This is a genomic window from Bradyrhizobium sp. NAS80.1 (assembly GCF_001908205.1).
Lineage (GTDB): Bacteria > Pseudomonadota > Alphaproteobacteria > Rhizobiales > Xanthobacteraceae > Bradyrhizobium.
Map to the genome: position 1 here is coordinate 1 of NZ_LGHL01000261.1, position 19786 is coordinate 19786.

Here is a 19786-nt window from a genome sequence, read left to right on the forward strand (position 1 = left end):
CTGATGATCGCAAAACCGTTTTGAGAGAAACGATGAGTGAGCGGACCATGCGGGGCAACCGATAGTGTTTTCGAGCGAAGTGGATCCCGGTTCGCGTGAAGAAAACGCGTCAAAATAGAGAGTCCGATGAGCAAATGGCCCGACGACGACGTGATCCTGTTCGACGGCGTCTGCATCTTCTGCTCACGCTGGGTCCGCTTCGTCGCGCAGCGCGATGCGGCGAGGCGGTTTCGCTTCACGCCGGTTCAGTCGAACTATGGCACGCGGCTCGCGCGCGCGTTCGGCATCGATCCCGATGATCCCGACACCAATGCCGTGGTCCATGGCGGTGAGGTGTTCATGAAGTCGGACGCTGCACTGACGGTGCTGTCGCAGCTTCCGGGCTGGGGCTGGACGCGCGCGTTGTTCGCGGTGCCGAGGCCGCTGCGGGACCCCGTGTACAGCCTCATCGCGCGCAACCGTTACCGCATCTTCGGCAAGTACAATGCATGTTTCGTGCCCGATGCAGATTTGCGGGCACGGGTGATTGAATAACGGGGTAACTTACAATGGCGATGATCGGCCGCTTTGTTGAGAGGCAGATGGAACGAAACTCTATCCACGACACGATTGAGGCGCGCTATTCGATCTTTGAGCGAGATGGACGAAGCTTTTTGCAGATCGATACATACGGACGTCAATCGCGCGAAATGCCCGAAAAGAAGAGCCAGTCGATACAGCTGGATCGTGAGTCCGGACTCGAATTGCTCAAGATTCTGAAGCGAGCTTTCCACGCTGATTGATCGTGTCTAACACTTCCTTCGCCGCCCGCTCACCGCTGTCGCGTGCGCCATGCGCTGTTGAGAAAAAGTTCGGCGAAGTGGCTTCTCCCGCAAAGAACAGCCGGCCATCGACCGGCGCCGCCAACACGGCGCGGTCTCCTGCATGGCCCGGCAGCGCATGCGAATAGGAGCCGCGTGCGAGAGGGTCGTGCGCCCAGCGCGACTCGCGCAGGGGTCTCAGCTTGCGTCTGATATCGTTGCCGAGGAAGCCCGCGATCTCGTCAATGCTTTGGGCGGCGAACGCGCCGTCGCCGGCATCCTCCAATTCGCGCGCGAACCGGCCCCCGAAAAAACCGTCGATACAAGGCTGGCCGAACGGGCGGATGTGGTAGGTGCCCATTGCGGTACGCATGGTCGCGCCGCGCAGATTTCCTTCGATTGGAAAGGCTTCCGCATTCTCCAGCGCCAGCGTCACCTTGTCGTCGACCCCGAGCGGCAGGCCGCGCGCGGCATCCAGCTTGGCGAGTAACGCCGGAAAAAAGCGAATGGCCTCATCGGCAATCAGATTGGTCGGTACGGTGATGATCGTCGCCTCGGCCTCGAGAGACCCCTGCGAGGTTTCGAGGCGAATGCGCTTGCCGGAATGGTCGACCAGCGTCACGTTGCAGTTCAGCGCGATCGGGCAAGGTGCGCCATACGCCGCGATCAGCGTCCCAAATCCGGCGCGAACGCGCCAATTGAAGTAGGTGTCCTCGTAGGCCTCGAAGTCGAGAATCGAGACCTGATCTAGCTCGCACCCGTTCACATAGGTCGAGACCGCGTCGATCATTGGATTCCAGCGGTTGCCCAGTTCGAGATAGTCGGCGGCAGGCGCATCCGCACCCTTTTTCGCCGCGCCCCAGATGCGCTCGTAGAACGCGTCGAGCGCACGCACGAAGTCCTTGCGCTCAGCCTCCGGAAACACATCGCCAAAGGCGCGATCGCTCCAGGGCGGCAGGTCCGTGTTGATCTCGAAATTGAGCTGCCGGGCAATCGGAACGAAGGAGTTCTTGTCCGCCGAGTGTAGCCAGCCGCAGCCGACGTCGAAGATGACCTCGGGCGAGGCCTGCACGGTCCAGGCGCGGCCGCCGAGCCGGTCGCGGGCCTCCAGCACGATCACAGAGAGGCCGGAGCCGTCCAGCGCGTGGGCGGCACCGAGACCGGCGGCGCCGGCACCGACGATCGCGACGTCAACGGAAGAGGGGAGGGAGCTCATGGGCGGGCTCTAGCACGTTCGCTGGGCGTGCTGAAGCTGGCCTATGCATGGCCGTCATTGCCCGAAGCGGGCACTGCTGCCGTGTCCCGGACGCGGTGCGGCGCGAAATGCCGCGCCGCTGAGCCGGGACCCATGTGATGTTGGGGCTAGGCCCCGGCTCAGCAGCGCATCACTTTGTGCTGCGCTGCGTCCGGGGCGCGAGAGCGCGGCTTACGCCACCGCTTCCTTGGCCTTCTCCGCGCGCTTGCGCTCGTTCGGGTCGAGATGCTTCTTGCGCAGGCGGATCGACTTCGGCGTGACCTCGACGAGCTCGTCGTCCTCGATATAGGCGAGCGCCTTTTCGAGCGTCATGCGAATCGGCGGGGTCAGGCGGACGGCTTCGTCCTTCGAGGTCGTGCGGATGTTGGTGAGCTGCTTGCCCTTGAGCACGTTGATCTCGAGATCGTTGTCGCGGGTGTGCTCGCCGACGATCATGCCGCGATAGACCTTCCAGCCCGGCTCGATCATCATCGGGCCGCGGTCTTCCAGCTTGAACATGGCGTAGGCCACGGCGTCGCCCTGGTCGTTGGAAATCAGGACGCCGTTGCGGCGGCCCTGGATCTCGCCCTTATACGGGGCATAGCCGTGGAACAGGCGGTTCATGATCGCGGTGCCACGGGTGTCGGTCAACAGTTCGCCCTGGTAGCCGATCAGGCCGCGGGTCGGCGCGTAGAACACCAGGCGCTGACGATTGCCACCCGAGGGCTTCATCTCGATCAGCTCGGCCTTGCGCTCGCTCATCTTCTGCACGACGACGCCGGAATGCTCCTCGTCGACGTCGATCACGACTTCCTCGATCGGCTCCATGGTGGCGCCGGTCGCTTCGTCCTTCTGGAACACGACGCGCGGACGCGACACCGAAAGCTCAAAGCCCTCGCGGCGCATGGTCTCGATCAGGATCGCGAGCTGCAATTCACCGCGGCCCGAGACTTCCATCGCGTCCTTGTCGGCGGACTCGACGACGCGCAGTGCGACGTTGCCTTCGGCTTCGCGCAGCAGACGGTCGCGGATCATGCGGCTCGTCACCTTGTCGCCTTCAGTGCCGGCGAGCGGGGAGTTGTTGACGATGAACGACATCGACACGGTCGGCGGGTCGATCGGCTGCGCCGTCAGCGGTACTTCGACGGTCGGATCGCAGAAGGTGTCGGCGACGGTGCCCTTGGTCAGGCCGGCAATGGCGACGATGTCGCCGGCTTCAGCTTCCTCGAGCGGCGTGCGCTCGATACCGCGGAACGCCAGGATCTTGGAGATACGGCCCTGCTCGACCAGCTTGCCGTCGGCGTTCAGCACCTTGACCTGCTGGTTCGGCTTGAGGGTGCCGGAGGAAATGCGGCCGGTGATGATGCGGCCGAGATAGGGGTTGGCCTCCAGGATGGTGCCGATCATCTTGAACGGACCTTCCTCGACCTTCGGCGGCGCGACGTGGCGCAGGATCAGGTCGAACAGCGGCTCCATGCCCTTGTCCTTAGGACCCTCGGGGCTCTCGGCCATCCAGCCCTGCTTGGCCGACCCGTAGAGGATCGGGAAGTCGAGCTGCTCCTCGCTGGCGTCGAGCGCCGCGAACAGGTCGAACACCTCGTTGATGACTTCGGTCGGACGCGCGTCGGGGCGGTCAACCTTGTTGATGACGACGATCGGCTTGAGGCCGACCTTGAGCGCTTTGGAGACCACGAATTTGGTCTGCGGCAGCGGGCCTTCGGCGGCGTCCACGAGGACCAGCGCGCCGTCCACCATGTTCAGGATGCGCTCGACCTCTCCGCCGAAATCGGCGTGGCCGGGGGTGTCGACGATGTTGACCCGGGTATCCTTCCACTGCACCGAGGCCGCCTTGGCCAGGATGGTGATGCCGCGCTCACGCTCCAGATCGTTGGAGTCCATAGCGCGTTCGGTCACCTTCTGGTTCTCGCGGAACGTGCCGGATTGCTGAAGGAGGCGGTCGACCAGGGTCGTCTTGCCGTGGTCAACGTGGGCGATAATGGCGACGTTGCGGAGGTTCATGAGTTAGCTTCTTTGCGTTCGAACAATGGGTTAAGCGCGATCTCGCCGGTCGGACCGGGACCTCTTTTCGAAACAACGCTGGAAGACAGGAAACGGGCGCTTTCCGCTAAAACGGAAGCCCGGCCAAATCGACCGGGCACCCTGCGCGTTTGCGCCGCAATATAGGCAGAAAACACCAAAAAACAATGCGTTCTTTGGGCATTGGTTGACTGAATTTTGCCCGGGAATCCCCGGGGCTTAGGGGAAATCCGGTACCAAACCGGCCCTTTGATCGAAAGCGGTCGAATGGGTCAGCCTTGTGCCGAGCTGCGATCCGCCTCCTCGGTCGGATAGACCCCGCGCAGGCTAGAGTCGCGGATCCAAGTTCTCGTCGCGGCCGCGACGGCAAAAGCCCGTGCTCGAGCGATGCGCTCGAGACGGCGCTAGGAACGCGCGGACGCTGATACTACAGCGAGCCGGCTGCGTTAAGCCTTCGATCAGAGCTCAGGCAAATTTCGGATCGAGTGTGGTCGACCACAGCGCGACGTCGGCGCGGTCGCGCAAGGTCACCGTCATCTGGCCCGAGGCGCCGTCGATCTTGACGTGACCGAAGAACTGCATGCCGGCGGAGGGCGGCAGGTTCTGGTTGTCCTTCCCCGGCGCCTTGACGAAGCGCACTTCCGGCCCAAACGTGTTGTCGAGCGCGTTCGGACCGAAGGTGCCCGCGTGCAGCGGGCCTGACACGAATTCCCAGAACGGTTCGAAATCCTGGAACTGTGCCTTGTTCGGATCGTAATAGTGCGCGGCGGCGTAGTGCACGTCCGCCGTAAGCCACACCGTGTTGCTGATCGGCGCCATCTTGATGAAGCGCAGGATGTCGGCGATCTCGAATTCGCGGCCGCGCACAGGGCCGTCGCCCTGAGCAAAAGCTTCGGAGCCGCCCTTCGGTGTGTCCGATACGACCAGGCTGAGCGGCATGTCGGAGGCGATCACCTTCCAGGTCGCGCGCGAGTTGAGCAGGCCGCGCTTGAGCCAGGCGATCTGGTCCGGGCCGAGGAAGTAGCTGGCCGGCCCGTATTCCGTTTCCAGGTTGGCGCCGTTGGGGCCGCGATAGCTGCGCTCGTCGAGCACGAACACGTCGAGATGCGGGCCGTAGGAAATCTGGCGATAGACCCGGCCGGGCTCATTGATGCTTTCGCGCATCGGATACATCTCGTGGAAGGCGCGCGCGCCGCGCGCGGCGAGCAGCGTGATGTCGCGTACCTTGTAGGCCGCCGGCAGCTCCTTCGACAGCGACCAGTTGTTGGTCACCTCGTGGTCGTCCCACTGCACGAAGATCGGCACCTCGGCATTGAAGGCGCGGACATTGTTGTCAGTGAGATTGTATTTGTGCGCGGCGCGGTACTCGTCCAGCGTCTCGGCGACCTTGGCTTTCTCGGGGATCGTGACGTTCTTCCAGATCTTGCCGTCAGCAAGCTTCACCTCGGATGGAATCCGGCCGTCGGCGTATATGGTGTCGCCGGAATGCAGGAAGAAATCCGGACGGTGCTTGCGCATGGCGGAGAAGGTGAACATGCCGCCGTCGTCGGGATTGATGCCCCAGCCCTGGCCGGCAACGTCGCCGCCCCAGACGAAGCTGACGTCGCGGCGGTCGGCCGGCGCGGTGCGAAATCGGCCGACCACCGGCTCGCCCTCGATCGCGGCGTGCGAGAGATCGCGGAAGCGGACGCGGTAGAAGATGTCCTGTCCGCCTGGCAGGTTCTCCAGCAGCATTTTTGCGGTGAAGTCGCTCTCGGGCAACGCGGCGATCGGCGGCAGCGCGCGGGCGTCCTTGAACGACTCTGTCGTCGCGACCTCGACCAGCATCTGCGCGGGCCGGTCGGTGCGCGCCCATACCACGCCGCCATCGACGGTGACGTCGCCCGACTGCACGCCATGCGTGACCGCCGGCCGGTCGGCCGCGCGCGAGAGATATGGCATAGCGATCGCGCCCACCGCGCCGACGCTGGTGGTGAGGAAACGGCGGCGGGAGAATTTGATCTTCATGGGCTGGCTCGCTGGCTAGCTGTCTTATGCGCGTCTTGCGCCGTCATTCCGGGATGGTGCGCTGGCATCAGACCGCGAAAAGGGCATCGAAAGCTATATTGAGACAGTGTGACGCAGCGATAACGCGCGCAGGCGTCTACGCGTTGCCGGCAGCCCTGAACTGCGCGCCCGCACGTTGCAGGCCCTGCGGCAGGCTGGACAGCACTGCCTTGCGGTCGGCGACGGCGACGTGGAACTGGTCGAGTGTGATGTTGAAGGCGGTCAGCGCGGGTTCCTCGATCGCTCCGTCGTCGAAGCAGCGCAGCGTGTCGCGCAGGATGTCGTCGGCCTCGGCCTGCATCTGGTCGAGCTCTTCAGCCGTCTCGCTCTTGCGCGCCGCGGAAATCATGTCGAGCAGGCGTTCGCGCAGATGGCTGTTGGTGTTGCGCTCGTCCTTCTTGAGGTAGCCCGCAAACCACGCACCGATCGAGCCCATGGCCGAAAGCGCCATCAGGCTCCACCAGATGTAGTCGCTGTATTTGTCGAGGAAGGTCTTTTCCTCGCCGTCGACGAAGGCGGCCGCGCCCGGATGCGCGGGGATCACGGCATCCTTGTCGGTGTCTGGCGTTTCGATTTTCGCCGCAAGCGGGAATTCCGTCACCAGTTGCTGCCGCACGGCGAAGAGCTGGCGTGTGAACGAAGCAATGGTGGTGTCAGACACGCCTTTGCGTGCCACGATGTGGTGCGAGAAGCTGATGGTCTTGACCTCGTCGTCGGGGCGAGGGGGCGAGCCGCCATAGGTGCCAGCGGGAATCTCCGACGCTTCATAGACCGGATGGTTCTGCGCGATGGCGTCGGCGGAATCGATGGCGAGGAAGGTCGGCGTGCCGCCGTCTTTGGCGGACGCCGCGATCGCATCGGACGTGATCTTGCTGTTGACGGGGCCGGCTGCGAGATAGGCATCGGCCTTCTGGGTGCGGATCGCCTCGGCGGCTTCGTTGGCCGGAAATTGCACGATATCGACCTTGGCCGGATCGACGCTGTATTGCTGGAGAATGACCTTGAGCAGGTTGACGTTGGCCTGGGTGCGGCCGACCACGCCGACGCGACGGCCTGCGAGCTGCGCGATCTTGGTGATCTTCGCGCCCTTCTTCTTGCCTTTGCCCGGCACGGACCACAGCACCACGACGTTCTTGCGCAGGGTCGCGACCGCCTGCGCGTTCTTCGGCACGTCAACGTCGCCGCGCACGATGGCAAGGTCGGCCTTGCCTGCCGCGAGCGCATCGGCGCTGGCGGTGGCGCCGTCGGTCTGGACCGGGCGCAGCCGCACGTGGCCCTTGGTCTGGGTGAAAGCCTGCGTCAGCGCCTGCACGACCTTGAGGTCATCACTGTTGGCGGGACCGACCGCGATCTTCAGCGTCACCGGGCGCATCGCGAAATAATAACCGCCGGCGAGCGCGCCGATGATCGCAAGCACCAACGCGAGAGACACAAGCGCCGTCTTCCGCGCCGCTGATCGCGGCGAAGGCGGAGTGGGCGCTTCGGCCAGGTCCAATCCCCCGGTCATCGATCTCCCAGACAGACGCTTGAGGCTCAGTTTCATCTCGGCCGGCGATTTACCTTTGCAATTGTAGCAAATTTCTTGTCCGGAGGGGTTACATCTCCGTCATGGTTAGCGGATGGGCCAAATCCCCGATGAACCCGGGCCGTATGCACGGTGTTAGGGTAAAGTTCCCCTGAAGGACGGAGGCGACCATGGCAGAACGGCTGGCGACAGAGGCGCGCAAGCAGGCGCTGGGCGGGATACCGGGCTGGACCGAGATCCAGGGCCGTGATGCGATCGGGAAGACCTTTGTCTTCAAGGATTTCAACGAGGCGTTCGGCTTCATGACCCGCGCGGCGCTTGTCGCCGAGAAGATGGACCACCACCCCGAATGGCGTAACGTCTACAAGACGGTGGAGGTGGTGCTGTCGACCCATGACGCCGGCGGCGTCACCAAGCTCGATGTCGAGCTCGCCAAGGCGATGAACGCTATTGCCAAGCTGACATCAGGCTGACGTCTTGCAGGGATGGGGTCCATCCCCATCTTGTGATCAGCACCGGATGTGGCGATCTGCCGCTTCTGGCTGAACGGGGAGCTTATGGAACATGGCCGCCGAATATAGCGTCGGCTTCGAGCCGGCCGATCGGCTTGCGGAAGATCGTGAGAGCGTTCGCCGCCGCTTCTGGCGCAAGCTGAAGCGCGTCGTGGCGCGACTGCCGTTCGCCGAAGATCTGCTCGCGGCTTATTACTGTGCGTTCGACCGGCAGACGCCGCGCCATGTCCAGGCTTCACTGCTGGGGGCGATCGCCTATTTCATCCTGCCGTTCGATTTCATCCCCGACGTGATGCCGGTGCTCGGCTTCAGTGATGACGCCGCCGTGCTCGCCACCGCCATCCGCATGGTCGCCAGCCACATCACATCAGAGCATCGCGAAGCCGCCCGTGCCGCGCTTAAGCGCGGCGTCGCAGAGGCGGAGGCGGCGTCGTAGCGTGATCAGCGTGCTGCCGGTTTCGCTTTCCGCCGTCATGCCCCGCGAAGGCGGGGCATCCAGTACGCCGTAGCTTCTCGATCAATTCCAACTGTCTCTGGAATACTGGATCGCCCGTTCAAGTCGGGCGATGACGGTTGAGATCGGGGATCCCGCACACCAGGGTCGCGCTGGCACGATCGCAAGCCCGGCAGTGAGCGGTCTATCCCTGTGCGTCTACTTCTTCTCCGATCGTGTCTGTGCCGCATCCCAGGCCTGAAACTGGCGGAACAGCGCCTCGCGGTCCGTGTCCGACGAGAGCTTTGCGGCCGCGGGATTTTGCCTCAGGAAGGCCTCGAAGCGCTGCCGCGTCACCGGCTCGACGCCGTGACTGTCGAGCCATTGCTGCGCGACCGGCAGCCTGTTCCAGCCGGACAGGGGCGCGGCCAGCGAGACTTCCTTCCACTTCGGATGGAACGGCGGGTGCTGAAGCGCCGGGAATTTGGTGAAGAACGCATCCACGAACTGCGCGATCTTGCGATAGCGATCGGTCTTGGGGTCCCAATTGTAGGCCGCCAGCACCGCGGGCACCGCAATCGTGTCGACCGTCTCGCCGTCCTTGATCAGGTTCGGATAGTCCTTCGAGCTCAGCGTCGCCGGCAAATAGTCGCCCTGCAGCGGCTTTGAATAGTCAACGGCCGCAAGATGGAAGCGGCCGTCATTGACGAAGGTCGAGACCGATTTGTACGGCTTGCCGCCGACCACGATCACGGCGTCGATCTCGCCGGCCTTCAGCTTCTCCATCGCGATGCGCTGCTCGATATAGACCACGTTCGCCTTGATGCCGAGCCGCTCGAACACTGTGAGCGCAGTGACGAAAGTGCCGCCATTGGGCAGGTCGACGCTGACCGTCTTGCCCTCGAGCTCCTTGAGCGTCGCGATCGACTTCGGCGCGATGACCTGCATCTCCTCGTTGTAGAGCTTGGTCACATAGGTGAACTGCTTCTTGATGTCCTTGGCGAAGCCCTTGCGCTCGAGATAGTCGAGCGTGTCGGCACGCACGATGCCGAGGTCGACGCCTTGCAGGAACAGGATGTCGGCGACGCTCTGCACCGAGCCGCGTCCCACGATCGGCAGCACGCGCAGCTTGTTGCCGTCGTCGAGCACGGAGGCGAGGTCGGCGCCGAATTGCACGTAGGTGCCGCCGATCGTGCCGGTGATGAGCGTGACCGTATTGGCGTTCAGCGCCTGCTTGGTCGACGCCGATCCGAACTGGAAGATCGCCTTCAGGCTGTCCGAGACCCTGCTCGGGTCATATTCAGTCTGCTCTGCTCGTGCCGAGAGGCCGCACACCATCATCATGGCGGCAGCCGCCATTCCCAAAACGTAACGCATGACGTCCCCGCTAACCAAAAAGTCTAGTTCTGAAGTTGTGTAAGGCGCTGTCTTGCCTCAGCCGAACCAAGCTGCGCGGCTTTCTGGTACCAATCGCGCGCGGTCGCCGGATCGGCGTTGATGCTCCGGATGTCCTGGGTGCCCAGCACGGCTGGATCGAAGGTCTGCCCCAGCAGGAAGGCCGCTGTCGCGTCCTGCGCGTTCGCGGCGCGTTCGAGCAGCAGCCGTGCGGAAGTGATGTCGCCGATGGCCATCACGCTCCGGGCGCGCGTCATCAGGCTGGCGAGCGTGGCGGCGTCGAGCGTCCTTGCGGGCAAGCTGGCGGGTTTTGCCGGCGCGGGCGCCGGCGTTGTATCGAACGGCGCTGGCATCTGCGGCAGCGGCGCTGCTGCCGGCGGCTGGGTCTGCAAGGCAGCCTGATAGGCCGATGCTATCGCCTCACGGCTGGGCACCGACGTGGAGACCTCCTTTGCCTCGGCGCTGGTCAGCACCGCGTTCGACACGCGGGCCGGATCCTTCAGCGAGATCTGGCGTGCGGGCTGCGGGCTGGCTGGTACCGTGGAGCGGTCAGCGACGAGGCTTTTGATCGAGGCCTCGGCATTCACGATCAGCAGCCGGCTGATGTCGGACTGGAATAACGTTACGGTCACCGCGACCGCTACAGCGGCCAGCACGCCGGCGACGATTTGCACGATGAGGCGGGCGCGCGGGCGCGCGCGGCGCGGCGTGAATTCCCGTGGGTCGGGCTCACCTTCCGGATCGGACAGGAAGAGCGGAACCGGATCGTGTGGCGGAAGATCGGTATGGCCGGCGCGTTCGCGAAGATAGGACGCGCCGTACGTGTGCGGATAAGTCGTAACTTCATCGAGGTCGAACGCCCTCGACTCCCTGGACGGGCGATACGCCGTCGTCTCCATGGTGATGCTCCCCAATTACTAACGCAATTACGCAACGCTTGGGGGGGTGCCCCTGACTTCGGTCTCTTATTGGTTTTGTCCAGAAACGCCCCGCAGACTGGAACCGGTAAATCGCAATTCGAATCAGCCCAAAAAGCGACAGCGGATTGCGGCGAATCTGGAGATATTGGGGTTTGATTGAGGCAGAGTGGCGAAACGCACCATAATTTTGGCGATCGTAGGGTGGAACCGAGCCTTTGATCGCGGAAGTTGCGCGTGGAAAATGGGAACCAGGGTCGCGCCAGACGGCGGCGTCGAGCTCGGTCTTGGTTCTGGGTCTTCGCGTGTTTGCCATGCGCCAGCGGCGCGTGGATAGCGGTTCCCAGTAGAGGTAGAGGTCCGCTACCCCATCTATGACGTGTGTATGGGGGCGCCGTCCAACGACGCTCTCAACGCATCACGGGTGCAGGATCACCTTGCCCATGGCCTGACGTCCGGCGAGCACTTTCAGTGCCTCTGCGGTCTGCGCCAGCGGGAAGGTGCGGTCGACATGAGATGAAATCTTGCCTTCCGCCGTCCACTTCACGAGCTTCTCGAGATTGGCGCGGTTCTTGGCCGGGTTGAGCCGGGTCCAGGCGCCCCAGAACACGCCGCGGATATCGCACCCCTTCAGCAGCGCGAGGTTCAGAGGCATCTTCGGAATGTCGCCGGCGGCAAAGCCGATGACGAGGAAGCGGCCTTCCCACGCGATGGAGCGCAACGCCTGCTCGGCATAGGCGCCGCCCACAGGATCGAAGATGATGTCGACGCCCTTGCCGCCCGTGAGCTTGCGCAGGCCTTCCTTCAAGTCTTCCTTCGCGTAGTTCAGCGTCAGCTCGGCGCCATGCGCTTTCGCGAATTCGAGCTTCTCCTCCGACGAGGCGCAGGCGATCACCTTCAGGCCCATCAGCTTGCCGAGCTCGCACGCGGCAAGACCGGTGCCGCCGGCGGCGCCAAGCACGGCGAGCGTCTCGCCCGGCTTCGGGCTCGCGCGGTCTTCCAGCGCATGCAGCGCAGTGCCGTAGATGATGATGATGCCGGCCGCGCGGTCATAATCGAGATTGTCGGGAATCTTGACGATCGATGCCGCCGGCAGCGCGATCTTTTCGCGGGCACCGTTGTGGCCGCAGGAAGCGACGACGCGATCGCCGACCTTCAGATCGGTGACGCCGGGACCGATGCTCTCGATTACGCCGGCAACTTCGGCGGCGGGCGAGAACGGGAACGGCGGCTTGATCTGGTACTTGCCCTGGATCATCAGGATGTCGAAGAAATTCAGCGCCGCCGCCTTGATCGCGATCACGGCCTCGCCGGGACCCGCCACCGGATCCGGCACGTCGGCGAGCACGAGATCGTCGGGCTGGCAATATTGCGAGCAGAGGATGGCTTTCATGGCGGTACCTTCTCGAGAAGTACTTGGTTAGAGCAGTTGGCGTTTCGGGTGGAATTATAGTTGCCCGTTTCTGCCGGATTTAGGCACGGGCGACAATCCGGTTTCTTTGCCCAAAGCGATGCGTCAACCTATCCTCACGCCATTGCGAGCGCAGCGAAGCGACTATTTCCGCCGCACGGTTTCTGGATTGCGTCGCGTCACTCGCAATGACGAAAGAAGAAGAAAAGAGAGGATTCAAACGATGTTTGAAACAAGTCTGCTCAAGGACAAGCGCATCCTCGTCACCGGTGGTGGCTCGGGCCTGGGTGCTGCGATGGGGCGCCGCTTCCTCGCGCTTGGCGCCGAGCTCGTCATTTGCGGCCGCAAACTCGACCGGCTGGAATCAACAGCGAGCGAGATGCGTTCGACCGGCGGCAAGGTCACCACCATCGCCTGCGATGTGCGCGACGGCGCTGCCGTCGATGGCATGATAGATCAGATCTGGCGCGAGGCGCCGCTCGACATCCTCGTCAACAATGCTGCCGCAACCTTCATCGCGCAGAGCGAGCATCTTTCGTTCCGCGCTGCGGACGCGATCCTCGCCCCGACGCTGCATGGCGCGATGTATTGCACCCTCGCCGCGGGCAAGCGCTGGATCGAGGGCAAGCACAACGGCGTTGTGCTCTCGATCCTCTCGACCTCGACCATCACAGGCCGCGCCTTCACCGTGCCGTCGGCGATGGCGAAATCGGCGGTGCTGGCGATGACCAAGAGCCTTGCCGTGGAGTGGGGCCCGAAAGGCATCCGCACCGTCGCGATCGCGCCGGGCCCGTTCCCGACCGCCGGCGCTTCCGGGCAGCTCCGCCCCGAGGGGCGCGATGAAGGCTGGACTGCGCGCAACCCAATGGGGCGCACCGGCGAGCATAGCGAGCTGGCCGATCTCGCCAGCTTCCTGGTCTCCGACCGTGCCGGTTACATCAACGGCGAGATGGTGGTGATCGACGGTGGCGCGCATTTGCGCAGTTCCGGCGCCGAGGATCTGTTGCGCTGGACCGACGCTCAATGGTCGGAGCAGCGCGCCGCGCGATCGAAAAGCTGACGGCGGTCGCTCCGCTAACTGCCTTCCCAAATTGGACTTTCCCGGCTATCCCTGACTCGGGGACAAAGCGCGGCCGGGCCATCTTCCAGTCACAATATTGAGGGAACCACTGCAGCATGTGGCGGGTGCTGATTTTAGCTTTGATGACCGGCGTAGCGGCCTGGGGAATCACTGATTCCGTGCAGGCGCAGACGGCGCCGAAGGCTGCACCGAAAACGGCTGCGCCCGCCGCCAAGACGGCTGCAAAACCAGAGAGCAAGCCGGTGGCTCCGCCCGCGGCGGTTGCGGGCGGCGCCGAGCCGACCCTGATCGGCCAGTTCGGCACCTGGGGTGCCTATGCGGCGGCACCCAACGGCAAGAAGGTTTGCTTTGCGCTGGCCAAGCCGTCGTCGTCGAAGACCAACCCGCCGAACCGGCCGCGCGATCCCGCCTATGCCTTCGTCTCGACCCGGCCGGCGGAGAAGGTGAACAACGAAGTCTCGGTCATGATCGGCTACGCCCTCAAGCCGGGCTCGGAATCCTCGGTCGAGGTCGGCGGCGCGGCTTTCGCGATGTACACACAGGGCGACGGCCTCTGGATCAAGAATGCGGCGGAGGAGGAGCGGATGGTCGAGGCCATGCGCAAATCCGCCGATCTCGTGGTCAAGGGCGTCTCGGCCAAAGGCACGGAGACGACCGACACCTTCTCGCTGAAAGGCCTCGCCCAGGCGCTCGACCGGATCGCCCAGGACTGCCGACGATAAGTTTGCAGCCGCTAAGGCTACGGGCGATAGGGTCGCAGGCCTAATCCTTTAAGGCAAAGCAATGGCCACGGTCGCAATCGGCAATTCCGATTGCTATATAGGGGCGGTTCCAGATTTTTCGCGTCATTCCGGGGCGATGCGGCGGGACCGCGCAAAGCGCGGCGCTTGAGCATGGAACCCGGAATCTCGAGGTTCCGGGTTCGGCTCTTCGGGCCAATCCGGAACGACCAAGCAATTAGGCCCATTCAATGCAACCGACTGCCGAGCCGCACAACGCAACACTGGTGGAGAAGACTCCGCTCGAAACCTATGTGCCGCCGGCCAGGCCGTCGCTGATCGGCCTGTCGCGCGCCGAGCTTGCCGACTGTCTCGGCGAGATCGGCGTCGCGCCGGCTCAGCGCAAGATGCGCGTGCAGCAATTGTGGCACTGGCTCTATTTTCGCGGGGCCAAGAATTTTGACGAGATGACCTCGATCTCGAAGGGCATTCGCGCCGAGCTCGCGCAACGCTTCACCGTTGATCGTCCCGAAGTCGTGGCCGAGCAGATCTCCAACGACGGCACCCGCAAATGGCTGCTTCGTTTGCCGAGCGGCGACAATGTCGAGAAGGCGCATGAGGTCGAATGCGTCTACATCCCCGAAACCGATCGCGGCACGCTCTGCGTCTCCTCGCAGGTCGGTTGCACACTGAACTGCGCCTTCTGCCACACCGGCACGCAGCGCCTGGTACGTAACCTCACCGCCGGCGAGATCGTGGGGCAGGTGATGGTCGCGCGCGATCGCCTGAATGATTGGGCCGATCGCGAGGACGGCACACGCCGCGTCACCAACATCGTGATGATGGGCATGGGCGAGCCGCTCTACAATTTCGACGCGGTGCGCGATGCGCTGCTCATCGTCGGCGACAATGAAGGCATCGGCATCTCCCGTCGCCGCATCACGCTGTCGACCTCGGGCGTGGTGCCGAACATCGTGCGCGCCGGCGACGAGATCGGCGTCATGCTCGCGATCTCGCTCCACGCCGTGCGCGACGAATTGCGCAACGAGCTCGTGCCGCTCAACCGCAAATATCCGATCGCCGAGCTGCTGCAGGCCTGCCGCGATTATCCCGGCGCGTCGAACGCGCGCCGCATCACCTTCGAATATGTGATGCTCAAGGGCGTCAACGATTCACTGGACGACGCCAGGCTGCTGGTGAAGATGCTCAAGGGCATTCCGGCCAAGATCAACCTGATCCCGTTCAATCCCTGGCCCGGCACCGCCTATGAATGTTCGGACTGGGACCAGATCGAGAAATTCTCCGAGTATATCTTCAACGCCGGCTATTCCTCGCCGGTGCGCACGCCTCGCGGCCGCGACATCCTCGCCGCCTGCGGCCAGCTCAAGTCGGAGACCGAAAAGCTTTCTGCCCGCGAACGCCAGGCGTTGCGCGCCATGGCGATGACGGACTAGCCGGTCATGTGCACGCTGTTGCAACCTCGTCATTGCGAGGAGCTTGCGACAAAGTTGCGAAAGCAATTTTGCGCTGAAGCGATGAAGCAATCCGGACTGTCTCCGCGGCGCCATCTCTGGATTGCTTCGCTCCGCTCGCAATGACGATCAGGGTCGTGTCATGGCATTGATCGGCCGCCTCATCGTCATCTTCATCGGCTTCCTCGCCGCCTGTTTTGTCGGCGGCATGATCGTGGTCATGGCGCTGCTGTTCCCGGAATTCGCCGATCTCGGCGCCGGCCCCGTCGATGAGGGCGCGTTCGACATCCTGCTCGGCTTCGGGTTCATCTTCGTCTCGGGCTTCGCGCTGGTGCCGGCGGCGGTCATCGTCGCGATCACGGAAGCGCTCTACATCCGCAGCGCGCTCGCCTATGCCGTCGGCGGCGGCCTCGTCGGGCTCGCCTGCTATCTCGGCCTCGTTCCCTTCCATCCCGATACGCTGCAGTTCGAGGGTATCGTGCGGCGTCATCTGGAGATCATGACCGGTGCCGGCATCGTCGCCGGCGTCGTCTACTGGCTGATCGCCGGCCGCAATGCCGGCGCCTGGCGCGTTCCGTCGCCGCCGCGCAAGCCGCCTCCGCCGCTGCCGTCGAATTCAAGGCCCGACGCGCGGTGATGCTTTCTGACACCCCCCTCCCGGGGAAGGGCGGGGCATCTTGTGAGGGTTTCCATCTCGTTCCCACTCCGGTAAACCGCGCGCCATGAACCGGACTGGACTCTTCATCGCCTTGGCGCTGTGGCTCGTGATCGGCGTCGTTTTCGGCCTCTATCCCGAACTCGATCTCAAGCTCGCCTCGCTGTTCTTCGACCCTGAAACGAAAACCTTTCCGCTCAAGCTGAATGGCTGGGCCGGCTTCGCGCGTGACGCGGCGATGTGGATTGCCTGGGCGTTTATGCTGCCTCCGCTGATCGCGCTTGTGGTCAAGCTGTTCCGGCCCGACCGACCCCTGATGGTGTCAGGGCGCGCGATCGTCTTCCTGCTGGTCACGATGATCATGTCGGCCGGCATTCTTACCAACCTCACCTTCAAGACCTATTGGGGCCGGCCGCGGCCGGTGGTGGTGACCGAGTTCGCCGGTGACCAGCAATTCGTGGCGTGGTGGGATCCGCGCGGCGACTGCGCGCGCAACTGCTCGTTCTTCTCGGGCGAGGGCGCGACTGCGTTCTGGACGCTGGCCCCCGCCGCGCTGGCCCCGCCGGCGTGGCGTCCGCTCGCCTACGCAGGCGCCGTAGTGTTCGGCATCGCTACCAGCGTGCTGCGCATGGCCTTCGGCGGGCATTTCTTCACCGATGTCTCGATCGCCGGCCTCGTCACTTTCGTCGTGATCTGGTTTGCCTACGCGCTGATTTACCGCTGGCCGCGAACGCGCTTTTCGGACGCGGCGGTCGATGCCGCACTGACCCGGCTAGCCTTGCCCGGCTACCTGCTCCGCCAGCGCCTGTTCGGTGGCAAGACAGGCCCGGCATCGTCGATTTGAGCCATTAAATGGGTGCCGAGCCCTGCGAAATTTGATATTCGCGCGGGTCAAACCACAACGCCATCAGCCCTTTGAGATCCGATTGGAAGCCCAATGACCACGATTCTGAAAAGCCTGCCCAAGGGTGAGAAAGTCGGCATCGCTTTTTCGGGCGGCCTCGACACCAGCGCGGCGCTGCTCTGGATGAAGCAGAAGGGTGCGCGCTGCTACGCCTATACCGCCAATCTCGGCCAGCCGGATGAAGCCGACTACAACGAGATCCCGCGCAAGGCGCAGGAGTTCGGTGCCGAGAAGGCCGTGCTCGTCGATTGCCGCACGCAGCTCGTCCACGAAGGTATCGCCGCGATCCAGTCGGGCGCCTTCCATATCTCGACCGGCGGTATCACATATTTCAACACCACGCCGCTCGGACGCGCGGTGACCGGCACGATGCTGGTCGCGGCCATGAAGGAAGACGGCGTCAACATCTGGGGCGACGGCTCGACCTTCAAGGGCAACGACATCGAGCGCTTCTATCGCTACGGCCTGCTGACCAATCCGAGCCTGCGCATCTACAAGCCCTGGCTCGACCAGCAGTTCATCGACGAGCTCGGCGGCCGCGCCGAGATGTCGGCGTTCATGACCGCGCAGGGTTTTGCGTACAAGATGAGCGCCGAGAAGGCGTATTCAACCGACAGCAACCTGCTCGGCGCCACGCACGAGGCGAAGGATCTGGAGAGCCTCGACAGCGGCATCAAGATCGTCAACCCGATCATGGGCGTGCCGTTCTGGCGCGACGACTGCAACGTCAAGGCCGAGAAGGTCGTGGTGCGCTTCGAGGAAGGCCAGCCCACCGCGCTGAACGGCCAGACTTTCGCCGATCCGGTCGCATTGTTCCTCGAAGCCAACGCGATCGGCGGTCGCCACGGCCTCGGCATGAGCGACCAGATCGAGAACCGCATCATCGAGGCCAAGAGCCGCGGCATCTATGAAGCGCCGGGCATGGCGCTGCTGCACATCGCATATGAGCGCCTCGTCACCGGCATCCACAACGAGGACACCATCGACCAGTACCGCATCAGCGGCATGCGCCTCGGTCGTCTGCTCTATCAGGGCCGCTGGTTCGACTCGCAGGCCTTGATGCTGCGCGAGACCGCGCAGCGCTGGGTCGCGCGCGCCGTCACCGGCGAGGTGACGCTCGAGCTGCGCCGTGGCAACGACTATTCGATCATGAATACGGAAAGCCCCAACCTCACCTATGCGCCGGAGCGGCTCAGCATGGAAAAGGTCGAGGACGCAGCGTTCACGCCTGCCGACCGTATCGGCCAGCTCACCATGCGCAACCTCGATATCGCGGACACGCGCACCAAGCTGAAGCTCTACAGCGACACCGGCCTGTTGTCGGGCAGCGAAGGCTCGCAGATCTTCCGGCTCGAGAGCGATAAGGGCTGAGGCCTTCGTAGCCCGGATGAGCGAAGCGATATCCGGGACTTTGTCGCCAAGCGGATAGACCCCGGATATCGCTTCGCTCATCCGGGCTACAACAGAAAACAAAAATGGCCGGGATCGCTCCCGGCCATTTTGCTTTTCTGCCTCGCCTCAGCGCGGCGGCACGGTGCCGGGCGGGGGGCGGCGGCAGCGAGGCCTGGCCACCATTGAGCAGCGGCGTAATGCGGCGGACGGTGACGCGCCGGTTGATCAGGCTCGGCCCTTGCGTCTGCTCCTTCAGATACTGCTTGCCGTAGCCCTGCGACGTCAGGTTCTCCGCCGGCACGCCGAATTGCTGGGTCAGCAATTCGGCCGCGGACTGCGCACGGCGGTCCGACAGTGACAGATTGTCGACGTCGTTGCCGACCGCGTCGGTGTGTCCCTCGATCAGGAACACCTCGCGCGGGTTACGCTGGATCGCACGGTTGAGACCGTCGGCGATGACCTGCAGCCGAGCCGCCTGGTCCGGCGGGATCGTCCACGATCCCGTCTCGAAGTTGATCGTGTTGACGTCGATGCTCGGCATCTGCATGCGAACATTGGGGCTGTAGCGGATCTCGTCGAGCGAGTAGCGTCGATCGATCCGTTGTACCGGCGGTGCCTCCATGGTCTCGTAGATCACGTCCGGCGACGCCTCCTGGGCGTCGACGATGTAGCGATCGTAGGGAATGTTGACCACCGGCGGCGGCACGTCGACATAGAAGCCGCCGACCGCCCGCGGATCGCGGTAGGTGTTGTCAATGATGATGATCTCGCGCCCGCCGGGGTCCCTGCGGATTCGCCGCAGCAGCGAACCGTCAGCACCGACCACGGTGATCACCTCGCTGCCATCAGGACGGATCACGACGGTGCGGGTTTCACCGCCGATCGTCTCGCTGCGGATGTCGCGCGCCCCATAGCGGAAGCGATAGAGATCGTTGCCGCGGACGTACTCCTGCCCGCCGGGGTCGCGGATGATGATGCGGTCCGGCTCGGTGTAGATGGTACGGCCGCCTTCGACGACTTCCTGTCGCTGGTTGCGGTAGTCGGCGATGGTCGCACCGATCACGGCGCCGGCCACCACGCCCGCACCGATCGCGAGCGGCGTCAGGTCACGCTGTGGCGGACGCGGCGGTGGCGGCAGTGGCGCTGCGACCGTCGGTGCGGCCCGGAAGGCCGGTGCAACCGTCGGCGGAGCGTATTGCGCCCTGTCCGGCGGCGGCGCTGCGGCCGGCGTGCCCGGAACGACAGTCGGCGCC

17 protein-coding genes and 1 pseudogene are annotated in these 19786 nt (G+C 64.0%); 10 read left to right on the forward strand and 8 right to left on the reverse strand.

Annotation, left to right across the window (positions count from 1 at the left end; genetic code table 11):
- Positions 1-126: 126 nt before the first annotated feature.
- Both AC629_RS40490 and AC629_RS40495 read left to right on the forward strand, forming a co-directional pair.
- On the forward strand, positions 127-534 hold the full coding sequence (locus AC629_RS40490; RefSeq protein ID WP_084810259.1) for a thiol-disulfide oxidoreductase DCC family protein: 408 nt from the start codon (positions 127-129) through the stop codon (positions 532-534).
- A 14-nt stretch (positions 535-548) separates the two neighbouring features.
- The gene (locus AC629_RS40495) at positions 549-782 is read left to right on the forward strand and encodes a methionyl-tRNA formyltransferase (protein ID WP_084810260.1); all 234 of its coding nucleotides are present in this window, start codon (positions 549-551) and stop codon (positions 780-782) included.
- Here the strand turns inward: AC629_RS40495 and AC629_RS40500 are convergent.
- From AC629_RS40500 to AC629_RS40515, 4 genes are all read right to left on the reverse strand, one after another.
- A complete protein-coding gene (locus AC629_RS40500) occupies positions 748-2016 on the reverse strand; it encodes a flavin monoamine oxidase family protein (protein ID WP_084810261.1) in 1269 nt (422 codons plus the stop codon). The genes AC629_RS40495 and AC629_RS40500 overlap by 35 nt on opposite strands.
- Before the next feature lie 210 nt (positions 2017-2226).
- The gene (gene typA / locus AC629_RS40505) at positions 2227-4053 is read right to left on the reverse strand and encodes a translational GTPase TypA (RefSeq protein ID WP_084810262.1); all 1827 of its coding nucleotides are present in this window, start codon (positions 4051-4053) and stop codon (positions 2227-2229) included.
- A gap of 483 nt (positions 4054-4536) precedes the next feature.
- Entirely contained in the window at positions 4537-6078 is a 1542-nt protein-coding gene (locus AC629_RS40510) for an alkaline phosphatase D family protein (protein WP_084810263.1), read from the reverse strand.
- A gap of 136 nt (positions 6079-6214) precedes the next feature.
- Entirely contained in the window at positions 6215-7660 is a 1446-nt protein-coding gene (locus tag AC629_RS40515) for a TAXI family TRAP transporter solute-binding subunit (RefSeq protein ID WP_084810264.1), read from the reverse strand.
- Positions 7661-7812: 152 nt separating this feature from the next.
- Here AC629_RS40515 and AC629_RS40520 point away from each other — a divergent pair, with 152 nt between their 5' ends.
- Complete coding sequence (locus AC629_RS40520; RefSeq protein ID WP_084810265.1) at positions 7813-8115, forward strand: 4a-hydroxytetrahydrobiopterin dehydratase; 303 nt, start codon at positions 7813-7815, stop codon at positions 8113-8115.
- A 91-nt stretch (positions 8116-8206) separates the two neighbouring features.
- The gene (locus AC629_RS40525) at positions 8207-8590 is read left to right on the forward strand and encodes a YkvA family protein (RefSeq protein ID WP_084810266.1); all 384 of its coding nucleotides are present in this window, start codon (positions 8207-8209) and stop codon (positions 8588-8590) included.
- 216 nt (positions 8591-8806) lie between these two features.
- Here AC629_RS40525 and AC629_RS40530 read toward each other — a convergent pair whose 3' ends face one another.
- The 3 genes from AC629_RS40530 to AC629_RS40540 form a co-directional block, all read right to left on the reverse strand.
- On the reverse strand, positions 8807-9964 hold the full coding sequence (locus AC629_RS40530; protein WP_084810267.1) for a TAXI family TRAP transporter solute-binding subunit: 1158 nt from the start codon (positions 9962-9964) through the stop codon (positions 8807-8809).
- Between the two features lie 23 nt (positions 9965-9987).
- Complete coding sequence (locus AC629_RS40535; RefSeq protein ID WP_084810268.1) at positions 9988-10881, reverse strand: hypothetical protein; 894 nt, start codon at positions 10879-10881, stop codon at positions 9988-9990.
- Between the two features lie 436 nt (positions 10882-11317).
- Positions 11318-12292: an NADPH:quinone oxidoreductase family protein gene (locus AC629_RS40540; protein ID WP_084810269.1), complete on the reverse strand. Its 975-nt coding sequence runs from the start codon at positions 12290-12292 to the stop codon at positions 11318-11320.
- Between the two features lie 241 nt (positions 12293-12533).
- Here AC629_RS40540 and AC629_RS40545 point away from each other — a divergent pair, with 241 nt between their 5' ends.
- The 6 genes from AC629_RS40545 (at position 12534) to argG (ending at position 18512) form a co-directional block, all read left to right on the forward strand.
- Positions 12534-13370 carry an SDR family oxidoreductase gene (locus AC629_RS40545; protein ID WP_084810270.1) on the forward strand — a complete coding sequence of 279 codons (837 nt, stop codon included), beginning with the start codon at positions 12534-12536 and terminating at the stop codon, positions 13368-13370.
- A 116-nt stretch (positions 13371-13486) separates the two neighbouring features.
- Positions 13487-14113 carry an invasion associated locus B family protein gene (locus AC629_RS40550; protein ID WP_084810271.1) on the forward strand — a complete coding sequence of 209 codons (627 nt, stop codon included), beginning with the start codon at positions 13487-13489 and terminating at the stop codon, positions 14111-14113.
- A gap of 248 nt (positions 14114-14361) precedes the next feature.
- Complete coding sequence (rlmN, locus tag AC629_RS40555) at positions 14362-15564, forward strand: dual-specificity RNA methyltransferase RlmN (RefSeq protein ID WP_084810272.1); 1203 nt, start codon at positions 14362-14364, stop codon at positions 15562-15564.
- A gap of 160 nt (positions 15565-15724) precedes the next feature.
- A complete protein-coding gene (locus AC629_RS40560) occupies positions 15725-16219 on the forward strand; it encodes a hypothetical protein (protein WP_084810273.1) in 495 nt (164 codons plus the stop codon).
- Positions 16220-16304: 85 nt separating this feature from the next.
- Positions 16305-17081 carry a phosphatase PAP2 family protein gene (locus tag AC629_RS40565; RefSeq protein WP_084810274.1) on the forward strand — a complete coding sequence of 259 codons (777 nt, stop codon included), beginning with the start codon at positions 16305-16307 and terminating at the stop codon, positions 17079-17081.
- A 93-nt stretch (positions 17082-17174) separates the two neighbouring features.
- On the forward strand, positions 17175-18512 hold the full coding sequence (gene argG, locus AC629_RS40570; protein WP_084810275.1) for an argininosuccinate synthase: 1338 nt from the start codon (positions 17175-17177) through the stop codon (positions 18510-18512).
- Between the two features lie 310 nt (positions 18513-18822).
- On the opposite strand, the pseudogene AC629_RS50830 reads toward argG, so the two are convergent.
- Positions 18823-19155 (reverse strand): annotated as a pseudogene (locus AC629_RS50830) (OmpA family protein); the annotation flags it as partial.
- Positions 19156-19786: the final 631 nt, after the last annotated feature.

Bases quoted from the DNA above. Each gene is read 5' to 3' on its own strand.
- AC629_RS40490 (WP_084810259.1), top strand. From the start codon at position 127: ATGAGCAAATGGCCCGACGACGACGTGATCCTGTTCGACGGCGTCTGC.
- AC629_RS40495 (WP_084810260.1), top strand. From the start codon at position 549: ATGGCGATGATCGGCCGCTTTGTTGAGAGGCAGATGGAACGAAACTCT.
- AC629_RS40500 (WP_084810261.1), bottom strand. From the start codon at position 2,016: ATGAGCTCCCTCCCCTCTTCCGTTGACGTCGCGATCGTCGGTGCCGGC.
- typA (WP_084810262.1), bottom strand. From the start codon at position 4,053: ATGAACCTCCGCAACGTCGCCATTATCGCCCACGTTGACCACGGCAAG.
- AC629_RS40510 (WP_084810263.1), bottom strand. From the start codon at position 6,078: ATGAAGATCAAATTCTCCCGCCGCCGTTTCCTCACCACCAGCGTCGGC.
- AC629_RS40515 (WP_084810264.1), bottom strand. From the start codon at position 7,660: ATGAAACTGAGCCTCAAGCGTCTGTCTGGGAGATCGATGACCGGGGGA.
- AC629_RS40520 (WP_084810265.1), top strand. From the start codon at position 7,813: ATGGCAGAACGGCTGGCGACAGAGGCGCGCAAGCAGGCGCTGGGCGGG.
- AC629_RS40525 (WP_084810266.1), top strand. From the start codon at position 8,207: ATGGCCGCCGAATATAGCGTCGGCTTCGAGCCGGCCGATCGGCTTGCG.
- AC629_RS40530 (WP_084810267.1), bottom strand. From the start codon at position 9,964: ATGCGTTACGTTTTGGGAATGGCGGCTGCCGCCATGATGATGGTGTGC.
- AC629_RS40535 (WP_084810268.1), bottom strand. From the start codon at position 10,881: ATGGAGACGACGGCGTATCGCCCGTCCAGGGAGTCGAGGGCGTTCGAC.
- AC629_RS40540 (WP_084810269.1), bottom strand. From the start codon at position 12,292: ATGAAAGCCATCCTCTGCTCGCAATATTGCCAGCCCGACGATCTCGTG.
- AC629_RS40545 (WP_084810270.1), top strand. From the start codon at position 12,534: ATGTTTGAAACAAGTCTGCTCAAGGACAAGCGCATCCTCGTCACCGGT.
- AC629_RS40550 (WP_084810271.1), top strand. From the start codon at position 13,487: ATGTGGCGGGTGCTGATTTTAGCTTTGATGACCGGCGTAGCGGCCTGG.
- rlmN (WP_084810272.1), top strand. From the start codon at position 14,362: ATGCAACCGACTGCCGAGCCGCACAACGCAACACTGGTGGAGAAGACT.
- AC629_RS40560 (WP_084810273.1), top strand. From the start codon at position 15,725: ATGGCATTGATCGGCCGCCTCATCGTCATCTTCATCGGCTTCCTCGCC.
- AC629_RS40565 (WP_084810274.1), top strand. From the start codon at position 16,305: ATGAACCGGACTGGACTCTTCATCGCCTTGGCGCTGTGGCTCGTGATC.
- argG (WP_084810275.1), top strand. From the start codon at position 17,175: ATGACCACGATTCTGAAAAGCCTGCCCAAGGGTGAGAAAGTCGGCATC.